Consider the following 21,943-nt stretch of genomic DNA (forward strand, 5'->3'; position numbering starts at 1 on the left):
GACCACCGGTCCGCACGGCGATGCGGGACGCCCATCGGCCGCAGGGCGGCATCCGCTCAGGTGAAGGCGCGGATGCCGGCGGCGACGGCCGCAGCCGCGATGACCACGATGACGAACGGAACGCGCAGCGCATAGAGCGCCGCCGCGACGATGACCGCGGGGACGCGCGCGTCGAGCACGATCGCCTGCCCGGCGCCGAGGGTCTGCACGACGATGAGGGCCGAGAGCAGCGCGACGGTCAGCAGGTCGGCGATGCGCGCTGGGCGCTCCCGCTCGAGGAATCCGGCGGGCACGACGTAGCCGCCGAGCTTCAGGGCGAGGGTCGCCGCGGTCGCGATGAGGATGACGTGCCAGGTGGTCACGATGCCTCCTTGCGGTCGAACCAGTCGAACCAGCCGATGAGGAGGGCGACGGATGCCGCGACGAGCACAGGCAGGCCGGGGACGAGCACCGGCGTGGCCAGCGCCGCGACCACGGCGGCGCCGACCGCCACGGCGCCCGCCTGCACGCGCTTGAGCCGCGGCCACAGCAGGCCGAGGAAGGCGGCCGCGGCAGCCGCGTCGAGCCCCCACGCGCGCGTGTCGCCGAGCGCGTCGCCGATGAGGGCGCCGATCAGCGTCGTGAGGTTCCAGCCGACGAACACGACGGTGCCGGTCAGCCAGAAGCCGAGCCTCGCCGAGCGGTCGTCGGATTGGGCGAGCGCGACGGCGGTCGACTCGTCGATCGTGATCCACGCGGCCGCGACGCGCTTCACGGGACCGCCACGGTCGACGAGCGGCTTCATGCGCATGCCGTAGACGACGTTGCGCACGCCGAGGAGGGCGGCCGCGGCGATGGCCGGTCCGGCGGCCGCCGGCCCGCCGCCCGCGAGCACCCCGATGAGGGCGAACTGGGACCCGCCCGTGAACATCACGAGGCTGAGGAACATGGTCTGCCACACGTCGAGACCGGACGCGACGGACAGCGCGCCGAACGAGATGCCGTACGCGGCCGTCGCGAGCCCGACGGAGAGCGAGTCCCGGAGCGCGGCCCGGCGGCCGGGATCGGCTTCGGTCACCTCGTCCATGTGCCCCTCGGTCTCGCCGCCACCGTTGCAGAAAGCCCCGCATCCGTGACGGATGCGGGGCTTCGATTGCTCCCCCACTTGGACTCGAACCAAGAACCTATCGGTTAACAGCCGATTGCTCTGCCAATTGAGCTATGGAGGATCATGCGTGTTGCAGCGAGATTCACTCTAGCAAAACGCGGGCGTCTGACCAATTCGAGCGACCCTCGACAAACACCTGGCCGCGGCGCCGTGGAGGACGCCCCGACCAGATGCGATTTCAGGATACCGACGGCACCTGAACGAGAGCCGGACGTCAGTATCCGGCGTGCAGGTCGATGCGGCCGACCCACTCGCCATGCCCGAGGAAGGCCGCCGCGTTCGCCTCGACGCGCTCCGCGAACAGCGGCACGGTCATCGCCTCGGTGTCGGCCACGTGCGGCGTGACGAGGGCGTTGCCCAGTCGCCAGAGCGGATGCCCCGCCGGCAACGGCTCGGGATCGGTCACGTCGAGCCCGGCTCCCCCGAGGCGGCCGCTCGCGAGCTCGGCGACGAGCGCATCCGTGTCGACCAGCGCGCCGCGCGCCACGTTCACGAGGACCGCGCCGTCGGGCAGGCGTCCGAGCTCGTCGGCACCGATCATGCCCCGCGTGCGCTCCGTCAGGGCCGCGGCGAGGAACACCACGTCGGATTCGGCGAGCACCTCGTGCAGGGCGGCATCCGTCACGGTGCGGTCGGCGCCGTCGAGCGGGTCCGCACGTCGGCGCATGATCGTGGCGTGCACGCCGAACGGGGCCAGCAGCTTCAGCAGTTCCTCGGCGATGCCGCCGCCGCCGATGACGAGCACCCTCGCGCCGAAGAGGGATCGCCCGCGCTCGTCGGCCTCCCACGCATCGGCACGTGCCCGACGGGGAAGCTCGCGCAGCACGGCCAGCGCGAGCGTCAGCGCGTGCTCGGCGACCGGTCGGGCGTAGGAGCCCTTGGCGCTGGTCCAGACGCGGCCATCGTCGCGGAACCGCTCGAGGGTCGACGCGAACGAGTCCACGCCCGCCCAGGGAAGCTGGACCCACGCGATGTCGGGATGCCGATCGAGCACGTCCGCCAGTTCGCCCGACCCCGAGTTCGCGACCCACACGACGCCGCGGGTGCCGTCGCCCAGGGGCACGACCTCGCCGCCGCCGCGGCGGACCGCCTCGACCACGCTCGGGACGGCATCGGGCAGCACCGAGACACCGCCTGACGGCACCGGCCGGGCGGCGGCATCCGTCATGCGCCGAAGCCCTCGTCGACGTCGTCGATGATGGCGTGGCCGTTGTCGAGCGCACCCGCGAGCGCAGCCACGTACGGGTGACTGGGGTCGTGGAAGACCTCCTCGATGGTGCCGAGCGCGGCCAGGTTGCCCTGGTCGAGCACCGCGATGCGGTCGGCGATGCGGCGCAGCACCGGCAGGTCGTGGCTGATGAGCAGCGCGGAGAACCGCTGCCGCTCCCGCAGCTCGCCGATGAGCTGGGCGACCGCGTCGCGCACCGTGAGGTCGATGCCCGCCGTCGGCTCGTCGGCGATGAGCACCGACGGGCCCAGCACGAGCGCGCGTGCGAGCGCGACGCGCTGCCGCTGGCCGCCACTGAGCTCGTAGGGGTACTTCTCGAGGTACCCCAGCGGCAGCCGCACGCTGTCGAGCATTGTCGCCACGCGTGTCGTCAGCGCGCGCTGGTTGTACCGGTGGTCGCGCTCGAGGATCGGCTCGGCGATGATCTCGGCGACGCTGCGATCGGCGGTGAGACGTGAGCCGGCGTCCTGCGCGAGGTACCCGACGTGGAACCGCAGTTCGGGCAGGCGACGCTTCGGCAGCCCCCGAAGACGATGGCCGAGCACGGATGCCTCGCCGCCGGTGATGACCGGACGCGAGTCGCTCGACCGCGGGTCCAGCGCCTCGCCGGACAGCAGCCGCGCGAGGGTGCTCTTGCCGCTGCCGGCGCTGCCGAGGAGGCCGACGACCTCGCCCGGGGCGATCGTGAGGCTCAGCCCGTGCAGCGCGACGTGGGCCGGGCTCGGCCCCTTCGCCGGGTACTCGAGCGTCAGGTCGCTGAGGACGATCGGGTACCCGTGCTCGGTCGGAGCCATCAGTCGGCCTCCCGGAGCAGTCGCAGCTGCTCGCGCCGCCCGGCCTGCACGACCGGATCGGGCACCGGCAGCGACGCCAGCAGGCGCTGCGTGTAGGCCTGCTGCGGTGACCCGAGGACCTCCGTGCCCGTGCCCTCCTCGACGAGCTCGCCGTGGTAGAGCACCGCGATGCGGTCGGCGAGGATGTCGACGACTGCGAGGTCGTGGCTGATGAACAGCGACGCGAAGCCGAACTCGCGCTGCAGCTCGGCGAACAACTCGAGCACGCGCGCCTGCACGGACACGTCGAGCGCGGAGGTCGGCTCATCGGCGATGAGCAGCTCGGGTTCGAGGGCGAGCGATCGGGCGAGGCTCGCGCGCTGGCGCTGTCCGCCGCTCAACTCGTGCGGGTACCGGTCGCCGTAGGCCTTCGGCAGCTGCACGGCCTCGAGCAGTTCGTCCACGCGGGTGCGCGCTCCGCGGGCGTCGCGGGCCCGACCGTGGATGATGAGCGGCTCGGCCACGCACTCCGCGATCGTCAGGAGCGGGTTGAAGCTCGACGCGGGATCCTGGAAGACGAACCCGATGCGGCTGCGGAGCGGCCGGAACTCGCGCTCTCGGATGCCGTTCATCTCGGCGCCCAGGACCTTCAGCGACCCGCCGGTGACCTTCGTCAGGCCAGCGATCGCACGACCGATGGTCGTCTTGCCGGAGCCCGACTCCCCCACCAGGCCCAGCACCTCGCCGGGCCGGATGAGGAGGTCGACCCCGCGCACGGCCTTGAACCCGGAACTGCCGAACCGCCCCGGGTACTCGATCTCGAGCCCCTTCGCCTCGACGAGGGGGGTCTGTTCCGCCCAGCCCGCGGGTCGCGCGGCGGCGCGGGCCTCGGCGCGGGCGGTGCCGTGCCCGACGAAGGGCACCGCGGCCAGCAGCGCCTTGGTGTACTCCTCCTGCGGGTTCGCGAAGAGCTCGCCGACGGGCGCCTGCTCGACGAGGTTGCCCTGGTACATCACGGCCACCCGGTCGGCGAGGTCGGCGACCACGCCCATGTTGTGGGTGATGAGCACGATCGCCGTGCCGAACTCGTCGCGGCAGCGACGCAGCAGGTCGAGGATCTCCGCCTGGACCGTGACGTCGAGCGCGGTCGTCGGCTCGTCGGCGACGATCAGGCCGGGCTCGAGCACGAGCGCCATCGCGATGACGATGCGCTGCTTCTGCCCGCCCGAGAACTGGTGCGGGTAGTGGTCGATGCGCTCCTCGGGGTCGGGGATGCCGACCCGCCCGAGCATCTCGATCGCCCGCGCCCTGGCTTCCTTCTTGGAGACCTCGCCGTGGGCGCGCAGGCCCTCGATGATCTGCCAGCCCACGGTGTACACCGGGTTCAGCGCCGTCGACGGCTCCTGGAACACCATCGCGACGTCGGTGCCGCGGATGTCGCGCAGCCGCTGCTTGGACAGCGAGATCACGTCGTTCTCGCGCGTGCCCGCACGGTTGGAGAGCACGACCGCGCCGCTCGTCGTCGCCGTCTCCGGCAGCAGGCCGAGGATCGTCTTGGCCGTCACGGTCTTGCCGCTGCCGGACTCGCCGACGATGGCGAGCACCTCGCCGCGCTCGACCGTGAGCGACACGTCGTCGACGGCCTTCACCGCGCCGGCGTCCGTCGCGAACGAGACGCCGAGGTTCCTGATGTCGACCACCGTGCTCATCGCTTGACCTCGATTCCGTGCTCGTCGAACGTCTCCCCGTCTTCGAGGCCCTCGATGCCTCCCGGTCCGGCGACCAGCGTGCCGCCGGGGACCACCGAGGTCTCGGCGACGAGGCCGGCGGACTTGGCGACCCGGCGACGACCGCGCAGTCGCGGGTCGGCGAGGTCGTTCAGGCTCTCGCCCACGAGGGTGATGCCCAGCACCGTGAACACGATCGCGAGGCCCGGGAACAGCGCGGTCCACCAGATTCCGCTCGTGACATCCGACTGGGCCTTGTTCAGGTCGTAGCCCCACTCGGCCGCGGCCGTCGGCTCGATGCCGAACCCGAGGAAGCCGAGGGCCGCCATGGTGAGGATCGCCTCCGAGGAGTTCAGCGTGATGATCAGCGGGAGCGTGCGGGTCGCGTTGCGCAGGACGTGCTTGAACACGATGCGCGAGTTCGAGGCGCCGAGCACCTTCGCCGACTCGACGTAGGCCTCGGCCTTGATGCGCACCGTCTCGGCCCGGATCACGCGGAAGTACTGCGGGATGAACACGACCGTGATCGACCCGGCGGCGGCGAGCACGCCCGCCCAGAGACCCGACTGGCCACCCGAGATGACGATCGAGAGCACGATCGCGAGCAGCAGCGACGGGAACGCGTAGATCGCGTCGCACACGACGACGAGCACGCGGTCGAGCCAGCCGCCGAAGTAGCCGGAGTAGAGGCCGAGCGCGACGCCGATGAAGATCGAGAGCAGCACGGCCACGATGATGACCACGATGGCCGTCTGGGTCCCCCAGATGACCCGGGACAGCACGTCGTAGCCGCCGACGGTCGTGCCGAACAGGTGCTCGGCCGAGGGCGGCTGCTGCGTGCCGAACGAGCCGGAGGCGTCCTTGCGCTGCGCGAAGCCGTAGGGCGCGAGCAGGGGCGCGAGGATCGAGACGAGAATGAACAGCCCCACCATGACGAGGCCCGCGACGAGCATGCCGCGCTGGAGGCCGACGCTCTGGCGGACCTGGTGGACGACCGGCAGGCGGTCGCGGAGACGGCGCTTGGGTACGCCGGTGACGGATGCCGCGGTCATGTCAGTACCTCACTCGCGGGTCGATGAATGCCGCGATGATGTCGACGACGAAGTTGGTCAGCGCGACGATGATCGCGAGCAGGACCACGATGCCCTGGACGGCCACGAAGTCACGCGACTCGAGGAACTCGGCGAGGATGAAGCCGAGGCCCTTCCACTCGAAGGTCGTCTCGGTGAGCACCGCACCCGACAGCAGCAGTGCGATCTGCAGTCCGATGACCGTGACGATCGGGATGAGGGCCGGCCGGTAGGCGTGCTTGCGGAGCAGGCGCGACTCGGCCACGCCGCGCGAGCGCGCGGCGTCGACGTAGTCGGTCGACAGCGTGCCGATCACGTTCGTGCGGACGAGCCGGAGGAAGATGCCCGCGGTGAGCAGGCCGAGCGCAGTCGCCGGGAGCACCACATGCGCGAGCACGTCGGTCAGCACCTCGGGGTTGCCGGTCAACAGCGCATCGATCGTGTAGAACCCCGTTTTGTTCGGCAGGGTCTGCAGCTGCAGTTCGGCGCCGACGCTGGCGCGCCCCGCGACCGGGAGCCACTTGAGCCACACCGCGAAGACGAGCTTCAGCAGGAGGCCGGCGAAGAAGATGGGGACCGCGTACCAGAAGATGGCGAGGACGCGGAAGATGGCGTCCTGCGTGCGGTCGCGGTGGTAGGCCGCACGGAGGCCGAGCGGGATGCCGACGGCGAACGCGACGATGAGCGAGTAGAACACCAGCTCGAAGGTCGCGGGCCCGTAGGTCGCGAGGACCTCGATGACCGGACGGTTCGTGGTGAGGGTCGCCCCGAAGTCGAAGACCGCGATGCGCCCGAGGTACTCCAGGTACTGGACGAGGAGGGGGCGGTCGTAGCCGGCCGCCTCGCGGAGCGCCGCCAGCGCCTCGGGGCTGAGACGGCCGCCCTGGGCCGCCGTGATCGGGTCGCCGGTCGTGCGCATCAGGAAGAACACGAGCGTGACGAGGATGAAGATCGTCGGGAAGATCAGGAGGAAGCGCACGAGCAGGTATCGGGCGAACCCCCCGCCCTGCGACTTCGTTCTCGGCCGGCCCGCCGTAGGTGCGCCCTCAGCGGGTGCGATGGTGTCAACAGTGCTCATGGGTTCCTCAGGGGGTACAGGGGAACGGGGACGACCCGCTGGTGTGCGAGTCGTCCCCGTCGTCGAGCTTCAACCGAGCCTAGACGGTCGGATCAGCCCTTCGAAAGCGCCGCGTAGCGGAACTTGAACGACGCATCGAGGGTGTCTTCGGTGCCCTCGACGTCGGAGCCGACGACCGCGACCTGGGCGCCCTGCATGTACGGGATGGTCGACAGGTCGGCCGCGACCTTGTCCTGGATCTCGCCGAGGAGCGCCTCGCGCTCGGCCGGGTCGACCGTGACGGCCTGCTCGAGGATCAGGTCGTTGACCTCGGGGTTGTCGTAGTGGTTGGCCAGGAAGTTCTCCTTGAGGAAGAACGGCGTGAGGTAGTTGTCCGCGTCGGAGTAGTCGGGGAACCAACCCAGCTGGTAGGCCGGGTAGAGGTCGGCCACGCGGTCCTCGGAGTACTGGACCCACTCGGTGGACTGGAGGTCGACGGCGAACAGGCCGCTCTCCTCGAGGTTCTCCTTGATGATCGCGTACTCGTCGCTCGAGCTGGGACCGTAGCGCTCGGCCACGTACTGGATCGAGATGTCGAGCGGCGTCGTGACACCGGCATCCGCGAGACGGGTCGCGGCCTTGTCGGCGTCGGGAGCACCGTTGCCGTCGCCGTAGAGGCCCTTCAGCGCCTCGTTCGCGCCGGTGAGGCCCTCGGGCACCATCGAGTACAGGGGCGTGAACGTGCCCTTGTAGACGTCCTCGGAGATCGCGTCGCGGTCGATGAGGTCGGCGATGGCCTGGCGCACGGCGAGGGCCTTGGCCGGGTCGGCCTCGGCCGTGGTCGCACCGAACGGCATCGTGTTGAAGTTGAAGACGAGGTAGCGGATCTCGCCGCCGGGCCCGTCGACGACCTTCACCTTGTCGTTGCCGCGGAGGTCCTCGATGTCGGTCGCACTCAGGGTGCGGTTCGCGACGTCGATGTTGCCTTCCTGCACGTCGAGCTTGAGGTTCGAGGCATCCGTGTAGTACTTCACGTTGACCGTGTCGGTCTTCGCAGCACCGAGGAGGCCGTCGTAGTCGGCGTTGGCCTTGTACGAGATCAGGTTGTTGAAGTCGTAGCTCGTGATGACGTACTGGCCGGCGAAGGCGTTGCCGTCGACGATCTCGTCGTCGGAGGTGAGCGCGTCGGCCGCGAACACGTCTTCGTCGACGATGGGGCCGACCGGGCTCGAGAGGATCTGCGGGAAGATCTGGTCGTTCTCGCTGAGCAGGTTGAAGACGACGGTCGTGTCGTCGACCGCGTCGACCGACTCGAGGTTGTAGAGCAGCGATGACGGGCCGTTGGGGTCCGCGATCGCGACCTGGCGGTCGAACGTGAACTTCACGTCGGACGCCGTGAGGTCGTTGCCGTTGGCGAACTTCAGGCCGGGCTTGAGCTTGACCGTGTACTCGGTCGGCGCGGTGAACTCCGCGGATTCCGCGATGTCGGGCTCGACGTCGGGGCTGCCGTACGGCGTGTTCATGAGGAACGGGTACACCTGATTCATGACGGCGAACGAGCCGTTGTCGTACGAGCCCGCGGGGTCGAGTGCCGTGACCTGCTCGGTCGTACCGATGGTCAGCGTGCCTCCGGAGGCGCTGTCGCCGCCGGACGACGCGGTGCAACCGGCCAGCGCGAGCGCGGCGACCGAAACACCGGCGGCCGCGATGAGCGTGCGGCGCCGGTTCGTGGATGCGGATGTCATATCCGTCTACCTCTTCCTGTCAGGAAACGCGGGCGCGGACAACCGCGGCGCGTGTGCGTATTCCCAAGGAGTAGCACATCACAGGGGGCATCCCGCAGGTTCTGCGGAAGTCGTGCCTGAATGTTTATCGTTCTGCAACGCGACCGTGATCGGCGTGCGGATCTCGCATGGATGCGCCGCATGATATGGACAGGTCGAGCTGCCGACGCTCAGTCGCCGCGGAGCTGCCGACGCTCGCGCTCGAGTTCGACGAGCCCTCGCTGCAGGGCCGCGTAGGTCTCGGTGTCGGCGCGATCGGTGCGCTGGAGGCGGCCGAGGAGTTCGGCCTTCTGCCGCAGCAGCTCGCCCTCGACGAGGGAGCCGACGACTCCGCGCACGTAGACGCCCGGTTCGGCGTTGCCGCGTTGCGGGATCGGCGCGACGGCGAGTTGGCGTACGACGCCAGCGAAGGGCTGGGGCACCTCGTCGACCACGCGGTCGACGGCCACGGCGACCTCGCCCGCGGCGAGCACCGAGGCGATGCCGTCGCGCACCACCGCCAGGGTCGGATTCGTGAAGCGGCAGTCGACCGCATGGCGGAGCAGCTCGATGCCGACCTCCGTGGGGTACTGGAGCATCGCCTGCAGGGCGTCGCGCTCGAGCCGCGTCGCCGGGTCGTTCGGCAGGTCGGCGATGGAGAACGGACGCGCCTCGGTCGCCGTGGTCGCGCCGCCTGCCCCGCCGGGCGCTGCGCCCACCGAGGCGGTGCGCTCCCCCGTCGCGTGCCGTGCCTGTCCGCCGTCGCCCCGCTGGCCCGCTGCCGGTCCGCGGCCCTGCGAGCCCGCCTGACGCACGGCGCGCGTCGCCTCGGCGAGCTCGACGCCCAGCATGCGCGCGATCTCACGCGTGTACCCGGGCCGAAGCGCAGGATCGCGGATGTCGGCGATGACGGGCGCCGCGGCCCGCAGTGCCCCGACGCGTCCTTCGACGGTCTCGAGGTCGTAGCGCTCGATGGTGTGTCTCAGCACGAACTCGAAGAGCGGGGTGCGGGACTCGACGAGCGAGCGGACCGCCGCGTCGCCGCGCGCGAGCCGCAGGTCGCATGGGTCCAGCCCGTCGGGCGCCACCGCGACGAAGGTCTGCGCGGCGAAGCGCTGCTCCTCGCCGAACGCTCGCATCGCGGCCTGCTGGCCCGCCGCGTCGCCGTCGAACGTGAACACCACCTCGCCGCCGCCGGAGTCGTCCCCCATGACGCGCCGGAGCACCTTGATGTGGTCGACGCCGAATGAGGTGCCGCAGGTCGCGATCGCCGTCGTCACCCCCGCCAGGTGGCAGGCCATGACGTCGGTGTACCCCTCGACCACGACGACGCGGTGCGACTTGGAGATGTCGCGCTTGGCGAGGTCGAGCCCGTAGAGCACCTGCGCCTTGTGGTAGACCGGCGTCTCGGGGGTGTTCAGGTACTTGGGACCCTTGTCGTCGTCGAGGAGTCGACGGGCGCCGAAGCCCACCGTCTGCCCGGTGACGTCTCTGATGGGCCACACCAGGCGCCCGCGGAACCGGTCGTACACGCCACGGTCGCCCTGGGAGACGAGGCCCGACGCCGAGAGCTCCTCGGTGCTGAACCCGCGGCCCTTCAGGTGATCGGTGAGGGCGTCCCAGCTCTTGGGCGCGAAGCCGACCCCGAACCGCCGCGCGGCCTCGGCGTCGAACCCGCGCTCGCCGAGGAACCGGCGACCGACCTCCGCCTCCGGTGAGACCAGCTTGTCGATGAAGAACTCGGCCGCGGCCTGGTTCGCCGCGAGCAGCCGGGCCCGGTTGCCGTGGTCGCTCGCCTGGCCGCCGTCCTCGTAGTGCAGCTCGTACCCGAGCCGGCCCGCGAGTCGCTCGACCGCCTCACTGAACGAGACGTGGTCCATGCGCTGCAGGAAGGTGTAGGCGTCGCCCGACTCGCCGCAGCCGAAGCAGTGGTAGTACCCGAGCGCCGGACGCACGTGGAAGCTCGGACTGCGTTCGTCGTGGAAGGGGCAGAGGCCCTTCAGCGAACCGACGCCCGCGGACTTCAGGCTGACATGGTCGCCGACGACGTCGGCGATGTTCGTGCGGGCCTTCACCTCTTCGACGTCACTCTGTCGAATTCGGCCGGCCATGGCTCTCATCCTAGATCGCGTGGAGGGTGCATCGCCCGGTGCGGGCGGGACAGACCGCCCCGCACCCGGCCCGCGCCGAGGTCAGGCCCGCACGAGGCGTTCGTGCCAGGCCAGCGCGGACTGGTCGGTGAGGCTCGCGACCTGGTCGACGACGACCCGCTTGCGCGCGGTGTCATCGCCCGCCGCGGCCCAGTCCTCGGCGAAGCCCGGGTCGAGATCTCGCTCGCCGCTCGCGAGCAGCGCATCGGCGAGTTCGACGAGCACCTCCCGCTGCTGCGCGTAGATCGGCTGCCGGCTGTTCCTGGACATGACGAAGGCGGCGACGATGCCCTTGAGCACGGCGATCTCGGCCTGCACCTCGCGAGGCACGACCACGTCAGCGTCGAACCGGATGAGGCTGGCCAGGGGGAACGCCGAGCGCGTCGCGTCGGTCGCGGCACGCGCGAAACGGCCGATCAGTTGGCTGGTGAGGTTCTTCAGCTGCGCCTGGTCGCGCCGGCCCGCATCGTAGGAGTCCATCCACCCGTCGAGCGAGTCGAGCCGGTCGAATGCGGCGATGAGCTCGTCATGCGAGTAAGCCCCGCCGATCCACTCGTACATCGAGCTCACGAGTGCGTCGTGGTCGACGCGCTCGCCGAGGCTCGCCACGTCGATGTAGCCGTTGACGACCGCGTCCTCGAAGTCGTGCACCGAGTACGCGATGTCGTCGGAGAGGTCCATGACCTGGGCCTCGATGCAGAGCCGCCGCTCGGGCGCACCGCGGCGGAGCCAGGTGAACACGTCGAGGTCGTCGCGGTAGAAGCCGAACTTCGCGCGGCCGCTCGGATCGGACACCGACGTGGCCTCGGGCCACGGGTACTTGCAGCTCGCGTCGAGGCTCGCTCTCGTGAGGTTGAGGCCGTAGCCGCGGCCGTCGGCACCGAACACCTTCGGCTCGAGCCTCGTGAGGATGCGCAGCGTCTGCGCGTTGCCCTCGAAACCGCCGATGTCCCCGGCCCACGTGTTGAGCGCCTTCTCGCCGTTGTGCCCGAACGGCGGATGGCCGAGGTCATGGGCGAGGCACGCGGTGTCGACGACGTCGGGGTCGAGGCCGAGCGAGCTCGCGAGTTCGCGACCCACCTGCGCCACCTCGAGCGAATGCGTGAGTCGGTTGCGGGCGAAGTCGAGACCGGCGGTGGGGCTCAGCACCTGGGTCTTCGCCGCGAGCCGGCGCAGTGCGCTCGAGTGCAGCAGCCGGGCCCGGTCGCGCGCGAAGTCGCTTCGCCGGTTCGTGTGCTCTTCGGGCAGGAGTCGCTCGGTGTCGGCGTCGTGGTAGCCGCCGAACAGTCGTTCGCGCACCTCAGCCGCCGCTCGTGTCGAGCTCGGCGTCGACGAGGGTCGTTCGGTCGTGGCCGGCGAGCTCCTGGGAGTCGAGCCAGCCGTCGGGGAGCGAGGGGTTCTTGGGCGTGCCTGCACGGCCGCGCGGCCCCTCGGCGCCCTCGCCCGGGTATGGCATCGACCAGTCGAGGGTGCCGAGCAGGTCGTCGAGCTGGGCGAGCGATTCGACCGTCGCGAGCCTGGCGCGCAGGTCGCCCCCGACGGGGTAGCCCTTGAAGTACCAGGCGACGTGCTTGCGGATGTCGCGGCAGCCGCGCTCCTCGCTGTCGAAGAACTCGGTGAGCAGCTCCGCGTGGCGGCGGAAGGTCTGCGCGACCTGCCCGAGCGACGGCTGGAAGCTCTGGGACTCACCACGGAACGCCGCCGCGAGGTCGCCGAACAACCACGGGCGCCCGAGGCACCCGCGCCCGACGACGACGCCGTCGCACCCCGTCTCGGCGACCATGCGCAGGGCGTCCTCGGCCGACCAGATGTCGCCGTTGCCGAGCACCGGGACGCCCGTCACGGCCTCCTTCAGTCGGCCGATCGCGGACCAGTCGGCGTGGCCGGAGTAGAACTCGGCGGCCGTGCGCGCGTGCAGCGCGATCGACGCCACGCCGGCCCCCTCGGCGATGCGCCCGGCCTCGAGGTAGGTGAGGTGGTCGGCGTCGATGCCCTTGCGCATCTTGATGGTGAGCGGGATGTCGCCCGCCGCCCTGACGGCGCCCTCGACGATGTCGCGGAACAGCCCGCTCTTCCAGGGCAGCGCGGCCCCGCCGCCCTTGCGGGTGACCTTGGGAACGGGGCATCCGAAGTTCAGGTCGATGTGGTCGGCGCGGTCTTCGGCCACCAGCATGGTGACGGCCTCGGAAACGGTCTTCGGGTCGACCCCGTAGAGCTGGATCGAGCGGGGCGTCTCGGACTCGTGGTGCGTGATGAGGCGCATCGACTCGGGCGTGCGCTCGACGAGCGCACGCGAGGTGATCATCTCGGAGACGTAGAGGCCGGCGCCGAACTCGCGGCACAGCCTGCGGAACGCGGTGTTCGTGATGCCCGCCATGGGGGCGAGCACGACGGGCACGTCGAGTTCGAGGCCGCCGATGGTCAGCGGGCCGGTGGGCGTCGTGGAAGTGAGTGACATCACCGTCGATTCTCCCAGAATCCTGCGACATCCCGCCCACCGCCCGAATCCCGCGCCTAGGATCTCCCTCAGGCGACCTGGGGAGGACGACATGGGCGAGGCCCTGAGCGGTTCGGAACGCGTGCGAGCGGATGCCGCGGCGAGGGGCCTCAACGTCGAGATCATCGATCGACCGGCGGCGCGCAGCCTCGAGGAGGCAGCCGGACTGCTGGGCATCGAACCCGGCGACATCGTCAAGTCGCTCGTCGTCAAGCGCAGCGACGACACCTACCTCTTCGCACTCGTGCCGGGCGGGCGCAAGATCTCGTGGCCCAAGCTGCGCGCGCTCGTCGGCGTCAACAAGCTGCAACTCCCGGATGCCTCGCTCGCGCTGGCCGCGACCGGCTACGAACGCGGCACGATCACGCCGCTCGGCTCGAGCACGGCGTGGCCCGTGTACGTCGACGAGTCCGTCGTGGGGCGCCGGGTGTCCATGGGCGCGGGCGAGCACGGCCGCAGCCTCTTCGTCGACGCCGACCACCTCATCGAGGCGTTCGGGGCGACGGTCGCGGACCTCAGCGACCCCGAGTAGCCGCCCCGGCGAGCGAGCGAACGAGCGTGCCGCCGGCCCCGGCTGCACGGCGCCGACGCAACTCGGAGGTCGCTACTCGGCGGGTTCGGTGCCCGGCACGAAGCAGACGTCGCCCTCGCACACCATCGCCGCGGGATCGCCCATCACCATCGTGAAGGGCGACGCCGCGGCATCCGCCACGCTCTCAGCCGTCAGATCTGGCTCGCTCATGCCGCCCGCTCGCCGGCGACCTGCGAGATGGCCTGCGAGAAGACCTCGGCGGGCTGCGCTCCGGAGATGCCGTACTTGCCGTCGATGACGAAGAAGGGCACGCCGTTGATGCCGTACGCGCCGGCCTGGGCGATGTCGGCCTGCACGCCGTCGGCGTACCGACCGGACTCGAGCGCCTCGCGGGCGGCAGCTCCGTCGAGGCCGACCTCCTCGGCGAAGCCGACGAGCTCATCGATGCGGTTCACGCGGCCGCCCTCGACGAAGTACGCCTTCAACAGGCGCTCCTTGAGCTCGAGCTGCTTGCCGTTGGCCTTGGCGAAGTGCAGCAGTTCGTGCGCCTTCAGCGTCTTCGTGTGGGCCACCTTCTCGAAGTGGTACTCGAGACCCGCGTTTGCCGCGACCCCGGTCACGTGCTCGAGCATCTGCTCGACGCGCTCGACCGGCATGCCCTTGCGGTCCGCGAGGTACTCGACCGTCGAGCCCTCGAAGTCGAGCGGGGTGTCGGGCGAGAGCTCGAACGAGTGGTACTCGATCTCCACGTCGGGGGCGTCGGCGCCGAGGGCCTCGAGGCCGGCCTCGAGGTGGCGCTTGCCGATGTAGCACCACGGGCAGGCGATGTCGGACCAGATGTCGATCTTGATGGGGGAAGTCACGAGGACATGCAACGGATGCATGTGCATCGATATTCCCCCATCCGGCGATGGCCCGATCGATGCGATCAGCCGACGACGATCCGGGTCGCCTCGGCCACGACCGCATTGTTCCGCACCGCGTCGGCGCGGTCGGTGCTGGTCAGGATCGCCAGCGTCAGCGGCGCCGCATCCGGCCGCCAGAGCACGCCCGCGTCGTTCACGACGCCGTAGGCGCCGCCGCCCGTCTTGTCGGCCAGGTCGTACGGCGGGGTCAGGCCTGCGCGCATGCGGGCGTCGGACGTGCGGTTGCGGAGCATCCAGGCGCGCAGCTGCGAGGCGGCGAGCAGGCCCGCGGCCTCGTCGAGGAGCAGCGCCGAGTACAGGTGCGCGATGTCGTCGGGCGTCGTGGTGTCGCGCTCGTCGCCGGGAATCGCCTGGTTCAGGTCGGGCTCCCAGCGGTCGAGCCTCGTGTCGGTCGCGCCGAGGGATGCCGCGAATGCCGTGACGGCAGCCGGTCCGCCGAGCTCGCGCAGGATGAGGTTGCCCGCCGTGTTGTCGCTGAACCGGAGCGCGGCGTCGGCGAGCTCGCCAGGGGTCGCCTCCTGCGGGTCCAGCTTGTCGAGCACGTTCGAGTCGACGACCAGGTCGGCGTCCGTGAACGGGATCGGCGTCGTCCAGTACGCCTCGTCGTATCCCCTGGCCTGCACGAGGGCGGCCGCCGCGAGCGGCTTGAACAGCGAGCACATCGGGAACAGCTCGTCTCCGCGATACCGGAAGGCACGGCGCCCGCCCTGTGCGACGGCGTGGACGCCTATGCGGACCGAGGTCGCCGCCTCGAGCGCCCGGAGTTCACGCGACATCCGTCCGTGGTCGCCACCACCGCTCGCCGTGCCGTGCGGGAGCGCCTGCGCCCCCGTGGTGGGCGCGGCGACGGAACTCGCGACGAGGCCGGCGGTCGCGGCGCCGCCGAACGCGAGCAGCGAACGTCGGGAGATGGACGTGGATCGATGCGAAGAAGTCATGCCGGGCAGTCTTGCGACGCACCACCGATGCAGGCAAAGCACGAAACCGCCGCATTCATGCCAGAATCGCATGCGTGCCGCGGAACTTCGATCTCATGGCGGCCTGCGAGGCCTTCGTCTCCGTGGCCGAGCGCGAGAGTTTCACGGCCGGTGCGGTGGGCGCCGGAGTGACGCAATCCGTCGCGAGCCGGCGCATCGCGGCCCTCGAGACGCACCTCGGTGCGCGGCTCTTCGAACGCACGTCGCGGCGGGTCGCGCTGACGCCGTTCGGCCGCAGCGTGCTCCCCGGAGCCATCAGGCTCGTCGTCGCCGCCCAGGAGTTCGCCGACGACGCCGACCACGCCCGGGCGCTGCCGATCACCCTGGCCGTGCCCCGCCATCTCTCGCCTGCGGCCGCCGCCCGGGTCTGCGCCGCCGCCGCCGACCGCGCACTCACCGTCGAACTCCTCGAGGGCGCCCCGCGCGAACGTTCGGAGTGGATGAGCACCGGGCGCGCCCAGCTCGCCCTGCAGCACGTCGAGCCCGACCGTGCCGACTGGTCCACGCCGCTCGGCGTCGGATTCGCCCAGAACGCCGACACCGGCGAGGAGCCCTTCTACCTCGCCGAGCTCCGACCCCGTCGCGGTACGCCCGAACGCCGACGCCTCTGGCTCGCACCCGAGGACGACGTGCCGAACGTGCGCGACCGGCTCGAACGGGTCAGGAACGGCGCCGGACTCGCCGCCGGGCACCTGCGACAGGCCACCTCGCTCGTGAGCGCCATCGCGCGGGCGATCGGCGACGGCGACCTCGTGCTGTGCACGCGCAGCGAGGCCGGGGAGGCCGACCTCGCGTGGCATCCACTCGGCGACCTGCACCTCGTGCGCGGCTACACGCTCGTGCACCGCGATGCCGACCTCGCCGAGCGGTTCCTCGAGGCGACGGCGCCGCTGCTCCCCGACCTGCTCGGCACCACCTCGAAGGCGGACCCGCGTGCGAGCTGACCGGCTCGTGCTGCGCGATGCGTCCGACGTCCTCGCCGATGCGGGCCTGACCGCCTCGATCACCGTCCGCGACCTCGGAAGCGGTCGAGAGCTCGCACTCGACCCGGATGCCGCGTACCCGCTCGCGTCCGTCGTGAAGCTGCCGCTCGCCCTGGCGATCCTCCGTGCCGCACGCGAGGGGGACGTGGATCTCGGCGAGCCGGTTCCGATCGATCCGTCGAACCGTACGCCGGGCCTGACGGGGCTCTGCCGCTTCGAGCATCCGACGAGCGTGGCCGTCGAGGACCTGCTCTACCTCGCGATGTGCGCGAGCGACGACACGGCCGCCGACGCCCTGTTCCGGCTCCAGTCCCCCGCCCGGGTCACCGAGGTGCTGCGCGCCCTCGGCATCGCGGAGATCACGGTCAGGCACTCGATCCAGGACCTGCACGAGACGCTCGCCGCCCGGCTCGAGCCCGACGAGCTGCCGCAGGCCCTCGCGCTCGCCATTCAGGCGTCCACACGCGGCGGCGGGCACCTGATCCCCCAGCTCGACGTCACGCATGCCAACAGCGGCACCTCGCGTGCCGTCGTCGACCTCCTCGACCGCATCTGGCAGGACCCCGCCCTCGGCGACGAACGGGAACCGGTGCGGCGGCTGCTGGGCATGAACCTCATGCGCCACCGCCTGGCACCCGACCTCGAATCCGACGACGCGGCGTGGTTCTCGAAGACCGGCACCTTCCTGCACCTCCGACACGAGGTCGGCGTGCTCGAGCATGCGGATGGCGCACGCATCGCCATCGCGGTGCTCAGCGAGTCGTCGGTGCCCGCGCGGGTCCAGCCGGGCGCCGAACAGGCGCTCGGCTTCGCCGCCAGGCTCCTGCACGACCACGTCCGCGCCACCAGGGTCGCGCGGTGAGCCCTCCGCGGCGCGCGGAACGCCGGCTGCGCGACTACGCCGACGCGGTCGGCGTGTCGACGGCGCCGCCGAACCGGCGATTGCGCGCCGCGTAGAGCTCGATGGCCTCCCACACGTCGGTGCGGGAGAAATCGGGCCACAGCGTGTCGAGGAACACCATCTCGGCGTAGGCCGACTGCCACAGCAGGAAGTTCGACGTGCGCTGCTCCCCCGAGCTGCGGACGAAGAGGTCGACGTCGGGCATCTCGGGCACGTACAGGCGCTTCGCGATCAGTCGTTCGGACACCGCCGACGGCCGCAGCCGGCCGGATGCCACGTCGTCGGCGATCGAGCGCACCGCGTCGGTGATCTCATTGCGCCCGCCGTAGTTCACGCACATCGTCAGGGTGAGCGTGTCGTTGCCCGCGGTGAGCTGCTCGGCGTACTGGAGCTCGTTGATGACCGACGCCCACAGCCGCGGCTTGCGGCCGGCCCAGCGGATGCGCACCCCCCACTCGTTGAGCTGGTCGCGCCGCCGGTGCAGCACGTCGCGGTTGTACCCCATGAGGAAGCGCACCTCGTCGGGGCTGCGCTTCCAGTTCTCGGTGGAGAACGCGTACACCGACAGGTGCTTGACGCCGGCCTGGATCGCGCCGGCGACGACGTCGAGGAGGGCGGCCTCGCCGGCCTTGTGCCCCTCGATGCGGGTGAGGCCCCGACGGTTGGCCCAACGGCCGTTGCCGTCCATGACGATCGCGACGTGGTTGGGCACGGCGCCCTTCGGGAACGCCGGCGGGTACACCCCGGTCCAGTCGAGCGGACGGTAGGGCACGGCGTCGCGGTGCGTGTAGGGCTTGGGGGTCACGGTGCGGTCGTTTCTCTCGAGACGTGCGGCAGCGAGCGGAGTCCGCGCTCGAGGTGCCACTGGGTGTAGGCGGCGACGATGCCGCTGGCCTGGTTGCGGTCGCCCGTCGCGGATGCGTCGACGAACGCCCAATCGCCGGCGAGCAGGGCGCCGAGCAGGGCCACCGTCGAGCGGGCGATGCGCGGGGTTCCGGGAGGGGCGCACTCGGCGTCGCACACGACCCCGCCGAGCTGCACGACGACGGCGGTGTGCTCGCCGGGACGGCCGCATCGCGAGCAGTCCTCGAAGCTCGGCGCCCAGCCCGCGAGGGCGAGCGCGCGCAGCAGGTAGGAGTCGAGCGTGAGCGTCGCCCCGTGCTCGCCGCGCGCGAGCGAGCGCAGCGCACCGACGAGCAGCAGGTACTGCTGCAGCGAGCCCTCGGACTCGGTGAGCTTGTCGGCGGCCTCGACCATGGCGCTCGCCGCCGTGTACGCGGCGTAGTCGGCGCTGATCTCGGCGCCGTACGACCCGAGCGACTCGGCCTGGGTGACGACGTCGAGCGTGCGACCCTCGTAGAGCTGGAGATCGGCGACCATGAACGGCTCGAGCCGGGCCCCGAACTTCGAGCCGGTGCGCCGCACGCCCTTGGCCACCGCCCGCACCTTGCCGTGGCGCCTCGTCAGCAGCGTGAGGATGCGGTCGGCTTCGCCCAGCTTGTGGGTTCGAAGCACGACGGCTTCATCTCGGTACACGGGCACCCTTCATTATCCCGCCCCGCGCCGACATCCTCCCCGCCCCTCGCAGGTGCCGCCGGATGTCGCGAGCCGATGCCGCGGCAACCCGTGCGGTGTCGCGTCGTGACGTGTCGTGTCGCGAGCGGCTCGAACGCGATGGTTCACTGAGTGCGTGGACGACTCCCTCTTCTCGATCCCCCTCTGGCTGGACCTCGCCGCGGTCGGCATCGGGGCGGTGCAGGGCGCGATGTTCGCCGCCCGGCTCACCGAGCGGCGGATCGACCTGCTCGGCATCGCCCTCATCGGCATCATCGTCGGGCTCGGCGGCGGCCTCATGCGCGACCTGATCCTGAACCAGCTGCCCGCGGCGATGACGAGCAACTGGTACATCGTCGTCGCGGCGGCCGCAGCACTGCTCGGGATGCTGCTGCTCCGGGTGTTCACGCGCCTCAACGGGCTCATCATCGCGCTCGACGCGGTCACGATCGGCCTGTTCGGCGCGATCGGCGCCTCGAAGGCGCTCGCCTACGGGGTGCCGGTGGTGCCGGCCGTGTTCGTCGGCGTGCTCTCCGCCGTGGGCGGCTCGATCCTGCGCGACGTCGCCCTCAACCTGCCGATCGCGCTCATGCACGTCGGCTCGCTCTACGCCATCGCCGCGACCGCCGGCACCGTGCTGCTCATCGGCCTCGACCTCGCGGGCGTGAACATCGTCGTCGCCGGCATCGCGTGCGTCATCGTGACGACCCTCACGCGCCTCGGATCGGTGCGGTTCGGGTGGAGCCTGCCCGAGCAGCGCGCGCTCAGCACCTGGCAGGTCTGGCGCCGAACCGGACGGTCGGCCTGAACGACGGATGCCGCGTGCCGAGGTCGGCACGCGGCATCCGCTCGTGATCGTGGTCAGACCGTGACGGCCTCGCGCTCCTCGACCGCGATGCCCGTGCGGATCGCGCGGTTCACGGCGGAGACGACGGCCTTCAGGGAGGCGGTCGCGATGTCGGCGTCGAGCCCGACGCCCCAGAGCGTGCGGCCGCCGACCTGGCACTCCACATAGGCGGCGGCGACGGCGTCGCCACCGGCGGACATGGCGTGCTCGCTGTAGTCGAGCACGCGCACGTCGACGCCCTCGGCGCCGAGCACGGACAGGAACGCGGCGATCGGACCGTTGCCCGAGCCGTCGGCCTCGACGCGCTCATCGCCGTCGCGGAGACCGCAGCGGACGCGCACCTCGCCGGTCAGCTCGCTCTCGGTGCGCAGCGACAGCAATTCGAACCGGCCCCACTTCTCGTCGGGGCGATCGGCCGGGGCCGGCAGGTACTCGTCGTTGAACACGCGCCAGATCTCGTCGCTGGAGACCTCGCCGCCCTCTTCGTCGGTCTTGGCCTGCACGACGCCGGAGAACTCGATCTGCAGGCGACGCGGCAGGTCGAGCGCGTGGTCGTTCTTCAGCAGGTAGGCGACGCCGCCCTTGCCGGACTGCGAGTTCACGCGGATGACGGCCTCGTAGCTGCGGCCGAGGTCGCGCGGGTCGACGGGCAGGTACGGCACCGCCCACTCGAGGTCGTCGACGCTCCCCCCGCGACGCTCGGCCTCTGCGGCCATCGCCTCGAAGCCCTTCTTGATGGCGTCCTGGTGCGAGCCGGAGAACGCGGTGTAGACGAGGTCGCCCGCCCACGGGTGACGCTCGGGCACCGGCAGCTGGTTGCAGTACTCGACCGTGCGCTTGACCTCGTCGATGTCGGAGAAGTCGATCTGCGGGTCGATGCCCTGCGTGAACAGGTTGATGCCGAGCGCGACGAGGTCGACGTTGCCGGTGCGCTCGCCGTTGCCGAACAGGCAGCCCTCGATGCGGTCTGCCCCGGCCAGGTAGCCCAGCTCGGCCGCGGCGATCGCGGTGCCGCGGTCGTTGTGCGGGTGCAGCGACAGGATGACGTCCTCGCGGTGCGCGAGATGACGGCTCATCCACTCGATCGAGTCGGCGTACACGTTCGGGGTCGTCATCTCGACCGTGGCCGGCAGGTTGATGATGACCTTGCGCTCGGGGGTGGGCTCGAAGATCTCGATGACCTGGTTGCACACGTCGACGGCGAACTCGAGCTCGGTGCCGGTGTAGCTCTCGGGCGAGTACTCGTAGTACACCGCGGTGCCGGGAACCGAGGCCTCCATCTCACGGCACTTGCGCGCACCGTGCAGGGCGATGTCGATGATGCCCTGGCGATCGGTGCGGAAGACGACCTCGCGCTGCAGGATGCTGGTCGAGTTGTAGAGGTGGACGATCGCCTGCTTGGCGCCCCTGATCGACTCGTACGTGCGCTCGATGAGGTGGTCGCGGGCCTGCGTCAGCACCTGGATCGTGACGTCGTCGGGGATGGCGCCCTCCTCGATGAGGCTGCGCACGAAGTCGAAGTCGGTCTGGCTCGCGCTCGGGAACCCGACCTCGATCTCCTTGTAGCCCATCTTGACGAGCAGGTCGAACATGATGCGCTTGCGCTCGGGGCTCATCGGGTCGATGAGGGCCTGATTGCCGTCGCGGAGGTCCACGGCGCACCAGCGCGGCGCGACCTCGATGCGCTTGGCGGGCCAGGTGCGATCGGGCAGGTCGACGACGATCTGCTCGTGGAACGGTCGATACCGGTGAACGGGCATCGAGGACGGCTTCTGCGTGTTCTTCATGGGGTGCTTCTCTCGCTTCGCGGA

The 21,943-nt window shown here is 70.7% G+C and carries 21 protein-coding genes and 1 tRNA gene; 4 read left to right on the plus strand and 18 right to left on the minus strand.

Annotated elements, in window-relative coordinates:
• Window positions 1-56: 56 nt before the first annotated feature.
• From GQQ95_RS03800 to dusB, 12 genes are all read right to left on the minus strand, one after another.
• Window positions 57-362: an AzlD domain-containing protein gene (locus GQQ95_RS03800; RefSeq protein ID WP_157426314.1), complete on the minus strand. Its 306-nt coding sequence runs from the start codon at window positions 360-362 to the stop codon at window positions 57-59.
• Window positions 359-1,066, minus strand: a complete 708-nt coding sequence (locus tag GQQ95_RS03805; protein ID WP_157426315.1) for an AzlC family ABC transporter permease — start codon at window positions 1,064-1,066, stop codon at window positions 359-361. Before GQQ95_RS03805 ends, GQQ95_RS03800 begins: the two co-directional genes overlap by 4 nt.
• 69 nt (window positions 1,067-1,135) lie before the next feature.
• Window positions 1,136-1,208, minus strand: a tRNA-Asn gene (locus tag GQQ95_RS03810).
• A gap of 153 nt (window positions 1,209-1,361) precedes the next feature.
• Window positions 1,362-2,315: a D-isomer specific 2-hydroxyacid dehydrogenase family protein gene (locus tag GQQ95_RS03815; RefSeq protein WP_157426316.1), complete on the minus strand. Its 954-nt coding sequence runs from the start codon at window positions 2,313-2,315 to the stop codon at window positions 1,362-1,364.
• A complete protein-coding gene (locus GQQ95_RS03820; protein ID WP_157426317.1) occupies window positions 2,312-3,169 on the minus strand; it encodes an ABC transporter ATP-binding protein in 858 nt (285 codons plus the stop codon). The genes GQQ95_RS03815 and GQQ95_RS03820 overlap by 4 nt, the downstream gene beginning before the upstream one ends.
• Entirely contained in the window at window positions 3,169-4,857 is a 1,689-nt protein-coding gene (locus tag GQQ95_RS03825; RefSeq protein ID WP_157426318.1) for an ABC transporter ATP-binding protein, read from the minus strand. Before GQQ95_RS03825 ends, GQQ95_RS03820 begins: the two co-directional genes overlap by 1 nt.
• On the minus strand, window positions 4,854-5,927 hold the full coding sequence (locus tag GQQ95_RS03830) for an ABC transporter permease (protein WP_157426319.1): 1,074 nt from the start codon (window positions 5,925-5,927) through the stop codon (window positions 4,854-4,856). Before GQQ95_RS03830 ends, GQQ95_RS03825 begins: the two co-directional genes overlap by 4 nt.
• Window position 5,928: 1 nt before the next feature.
• A complete protein-coding gene (locus tag GQQ95_RS03835; protein ID WP_157426320.1) occupies window positions 5,929-7,023 on the minus strand; it encodes an ABC transporter permease in 1,095 nt (364 codons plus the stop codon).
• Window positions 7,024-7,115: 92 nt separating this feature from the next.
• On the minus strand, window positions 7,116-8,747 hold the full coding sequence (locus GQQ95_RS03840; RefSeq protein WP_157426321.1) for an ABC transporter substrate-binding protein: 1,632 nt from the start codon (window positions 8,745-8,747) through the stop codon (window positions 7,116-7,118).
• A gap of 209 nt (window positions 8,748-8,956) precedes the next feature.
• Complete coding sequence (gene dnaG / locus GQQ95_RS03845) at window positions 8,957-10,876, minus strand: DNA primase (protein ID WP_157426322.1); 1,920 nt, start codon at window positions 10,874-10,876, stop codon at window positions 8,957-8,959.
• Window positions 10,877-10,957: 81 nt separating this feature from the next.
• The gene (locus GQQ95_RS03850) at window positions 10,958-12,214 is read right to left on the minus strand and encodes a deoxyguanosinetriphosphate triphosphohydrolase (protein ID WP_157426323.1); all 1,257 of its coding nucleotides are present in this window, start codon (window positions 12,212-12,214) and stop codon (window positions 10,958-10,960) included.
• 1 nt (window position 12,215) lies between these two features.
• Complete coding sequence (gene dusB / locus GQQ95_RS03855; protein ID WP_157426324.1) at window positions 12,216-13,373, minus strand: tRNA dihydrouridine synthase DusB; 1,158 nt, start codon at window positions 13,371-13,373, stop codon at window positions 12,216-12,218.
• A gap of 91 nt (window positions 13,374-13,464) precedes the next feature.
• On the opposite strand from dusB, the gene GQQ95_RS03860 reads away from it, so the two are divergent.
• Window positions 13,465-13,944, plus strand: a complete 480-nt coding sequence (locus tag GQQ95_RS03860) for an aminoacyl-tRNA deacylase (protein WP_157426325.1) — start codon at window positions 13,465-13,467, stop codon at window positions 13,942-13,944.
• Between the two features lie 72 nt (window positions 13,945-14,016).
• Here the strand turns inward: GQQ95_RS03860 and GQQ95_RS03865 are convergent, their stop codons facing one another.
• From GQQ95_RS03865 to bla, 3 genes are all read right to left on the minus strand, one after another.
• Complete coding sequence (locus GQQ95_RS03865) at window positions 14,017-14,154, minus strand: hypothetical protein (RefSeq protein WP_157426326.1); 138 nt, start codon at window positions 14,152-14,154, stop codon at window positions 14,017-14,019.
• The gene (locus GQQ95_RS03870) at window positions 14,151-14,807 is read right to left on the minus strand and encodes a DsbA family oxidoreductase (protein WP_157426327.1); all 657 of its coding nucleotides are present in this window, start codon (window positions 14,805-14,807) and stop codon (window positions 14,151-14,153) included. The genes GQQ95_RS03865 and GQQ95_RS03870 overlap by 4 nt, the downstream gene beginning before the upstream one ends.
• 65 nt (window positions 14,808-14,872) lie before the next feature.
• Complete coding sequence (gene bla / locus GQQ95_RS03875) at window positions 14,873-15,808, minus strand: class A beta-lactamase (protein ID WP_170296952.1); 936 nt, start codon at window positions 15,806-15,808, stop codon at window positions 14,873-14,875.
• 74 nt (window positions 15,809-15,882) lie between these two features.
• Here bla and GQQ95_RS03880 point away from each other — a divergent pair, with 74 nt between their 5' ends.
• Both GQQ95_RS03880 and GQQ95_RS03885 read left to right on the plus strand, forming a co-directional pair.
• Complete coding sequence (locus tag GQQ95_RS03880; protein WP_157426329.1) at window positions 15,883-16,791, plus strand: LysR family transcriptional regulator; 909 nt, start codon at window positions 15,883-15,885, stop codon at window positions 16,789-16,791.
• Window positions 16,781-17,692 (plus strand): serine hydrolase, encoded by a 912-nt coding sequence (locus tag GQQ95_RS03885; protein ID WP_212275270.1) that lies wholly within the window; start codon window positions 16,781-16,783, stop codon window positions 17,690-17,692. The genes GQQ95_RS03880 and GQQ95_RS03885 overlap by 11 nt, the downstream gene beginning before the upstream one ends.
• A gap of 34 nt (window positions 17,693-17,726) precedes the next feature.
• Here the strand turns inward: GQQ95_RS03885 and GQQ95_RS03890 are convergent, their stop codons facing one another.
• Together GQQ95_RS03890 and recO are read right to left on the minus strand one after the other, a co-directional pair.
• Window positions 17,727-18,536, minus strand: a complete 810-nt coding sequence (locus GQQ95_RS03890; protein ID WP_157426331.1) for an isoprenyl transferase — start codon at window positions 18,534-18,536, stop codon at window positions 17,727-17,729.
• Window positions 18,533-19,273, minus strand: a complete 741-nt coding sequence (gene recO, locus GQQ95_RS03895; protein WP_157426332.1) for a DNA repair protein RecO — start codon at window positions 19,271-19,273, stop codon at window positions 18,533-18,535. The genes GQQ95_RS03890 and recO overlap by 4 nt, the downstream gene beginning before the upstream one ends.
• A gap of 148 nt (window positions 19,274-19,421) precedes the next feature.
• On the opposite strand from recO, the gene GQQ95_RS03900 reads away from it, so the two are divergent.
• Window positions 19,422-20,093: a trimeric intracellular cation channel family protein gene (locus GQQ95_RS03900; protein ID WP_157426333.1), complete on the plus strand. Its 672-nt coding sequence runs from the start codon at window positions 19,422-19,424 to the stop codon at window positions 20,091-20,093.
• 53 nt (window positions 20,094-20,146) lie between these two features.
• Here the strand turns inward: GQQ95_RS03900 and leuA are convergent, their stop codons facing one another.
• Entirely contained in the window at window positions 20,147-21,919 is a 1,773-nt protein-coding gene (gene leuA / locus GQQ95_RS03905) for a 2-isopropylmalate synthase (protein ID WP_157426334.1), read from the minus strand.
• Window positions 21,920-21,943 lie beyond the last annotated feature (24 nt).

Source organism: Agromyces salentinus, assembly GCF_009749395.1.
In the GTDB taxonomy this organism is placed as follows: domain Bacteria; phylum Actinomycetota; class Actinomycetes; order Actinomycetales; family Microbacteriaceae; genus Agromyces; species Agromyces salentinus.

Excerpts from the sequence above, each read along its gene's own strand:
- GQQ95_RS03815 (WP_157426316.1), bottom strand. The coding sequence starts at position 2,315 with ATGACGGATGCCGCCGCCCGGCCGGTGCCGTCAGGCGGTGTCTCGGTG.
- bla (WP_170296952.1), bottom strand. The coding sequence starts at position 15,808 with ATGACTTCTTCGCATCGATCCACGTCCATCTCCCGACGTTCGCTGCTC.
- GQQ95_RS03825 (WP_157426318.1), bottom strand. The coding sequence starts at position 4,857 with ATGAGCACGGTGGTCGACATCAGGAACCTCGGCGTCTCGTTCGCGACG.
- GQQ95_RS03835 (WP_157426320.1), bottom strand. The coding sequence starts at position 7,023 with ATGAGCACTGTTGACACCATCGCACCCGCTGAGGGCGCACCTACGGCG.
- GQQ95_RS03865 (WP_157426326.1), bottom strand. The coding sequence starts at position 14,154 with ATGAGCGAGCCAGATCTGACGGCTGAGAGCGTGGCGGATGCCGCGGCG.
- GQQ95_RS03840 (WP_157426321.1), bottom strand. The coding sequence starts at position 8,747 with ATGACATCCGCATCCACGAACCGGCGCCGCACGCTCATCGCGGCCGCC.
- dusB (WP_157426324.1), bottom strand. The coding sequence starts at position 13,373 with ATGTCACTCACTTCCACGACGCCCACCGGCCCGCTGACCATCGGCGGC.
- GQQ95_RS03860 (WP_157426325.1), top strand. The coding sequence starts at position 13,465 with ATGGGCGAGGCCCTGAGCGGTTCGGAACGCGTGCGAGCGGATGCCGCG.
- GQQ95_RS03820 (WP_157426317.1), bottom strand. The coding sequence starts at position 3,169 with ATGGCTCCGACCGAGCACGGGTACCCGATCGTCCTCAGCGACCTGACG.
- leuA (WP_157426334.1), bottom strand. The coding sequence starts at position 21,919 with ATGAAGAACACGCAGAAGCCGTCCTCGATGCCCGTTCACCGGTATCGA.
- dnaG (WP_157426322.1), bottom strand. The coding sequence starts at position 10,876 with ATGGCCGGCCGAATTCGACAGAGTGACGTCGAAGAGGTGAAGGCCCGC.
- GQQ95_RS03830 (WP_157426319.1), bottom strand. The coding sequence starts at position 5,927 with ATGACCGCGGCATCCGTCACCGGCGTACCCAAGCGCCGTCTCCGCGAC.
- GQQ95_RS03805 (WP_157426315.1), bottom strand. The coding sequence starts at position 1,066 with ATGGACGAGGTGACCGAAGCCGATCCCGGCCGCCGGGCCGCGCTCCGG.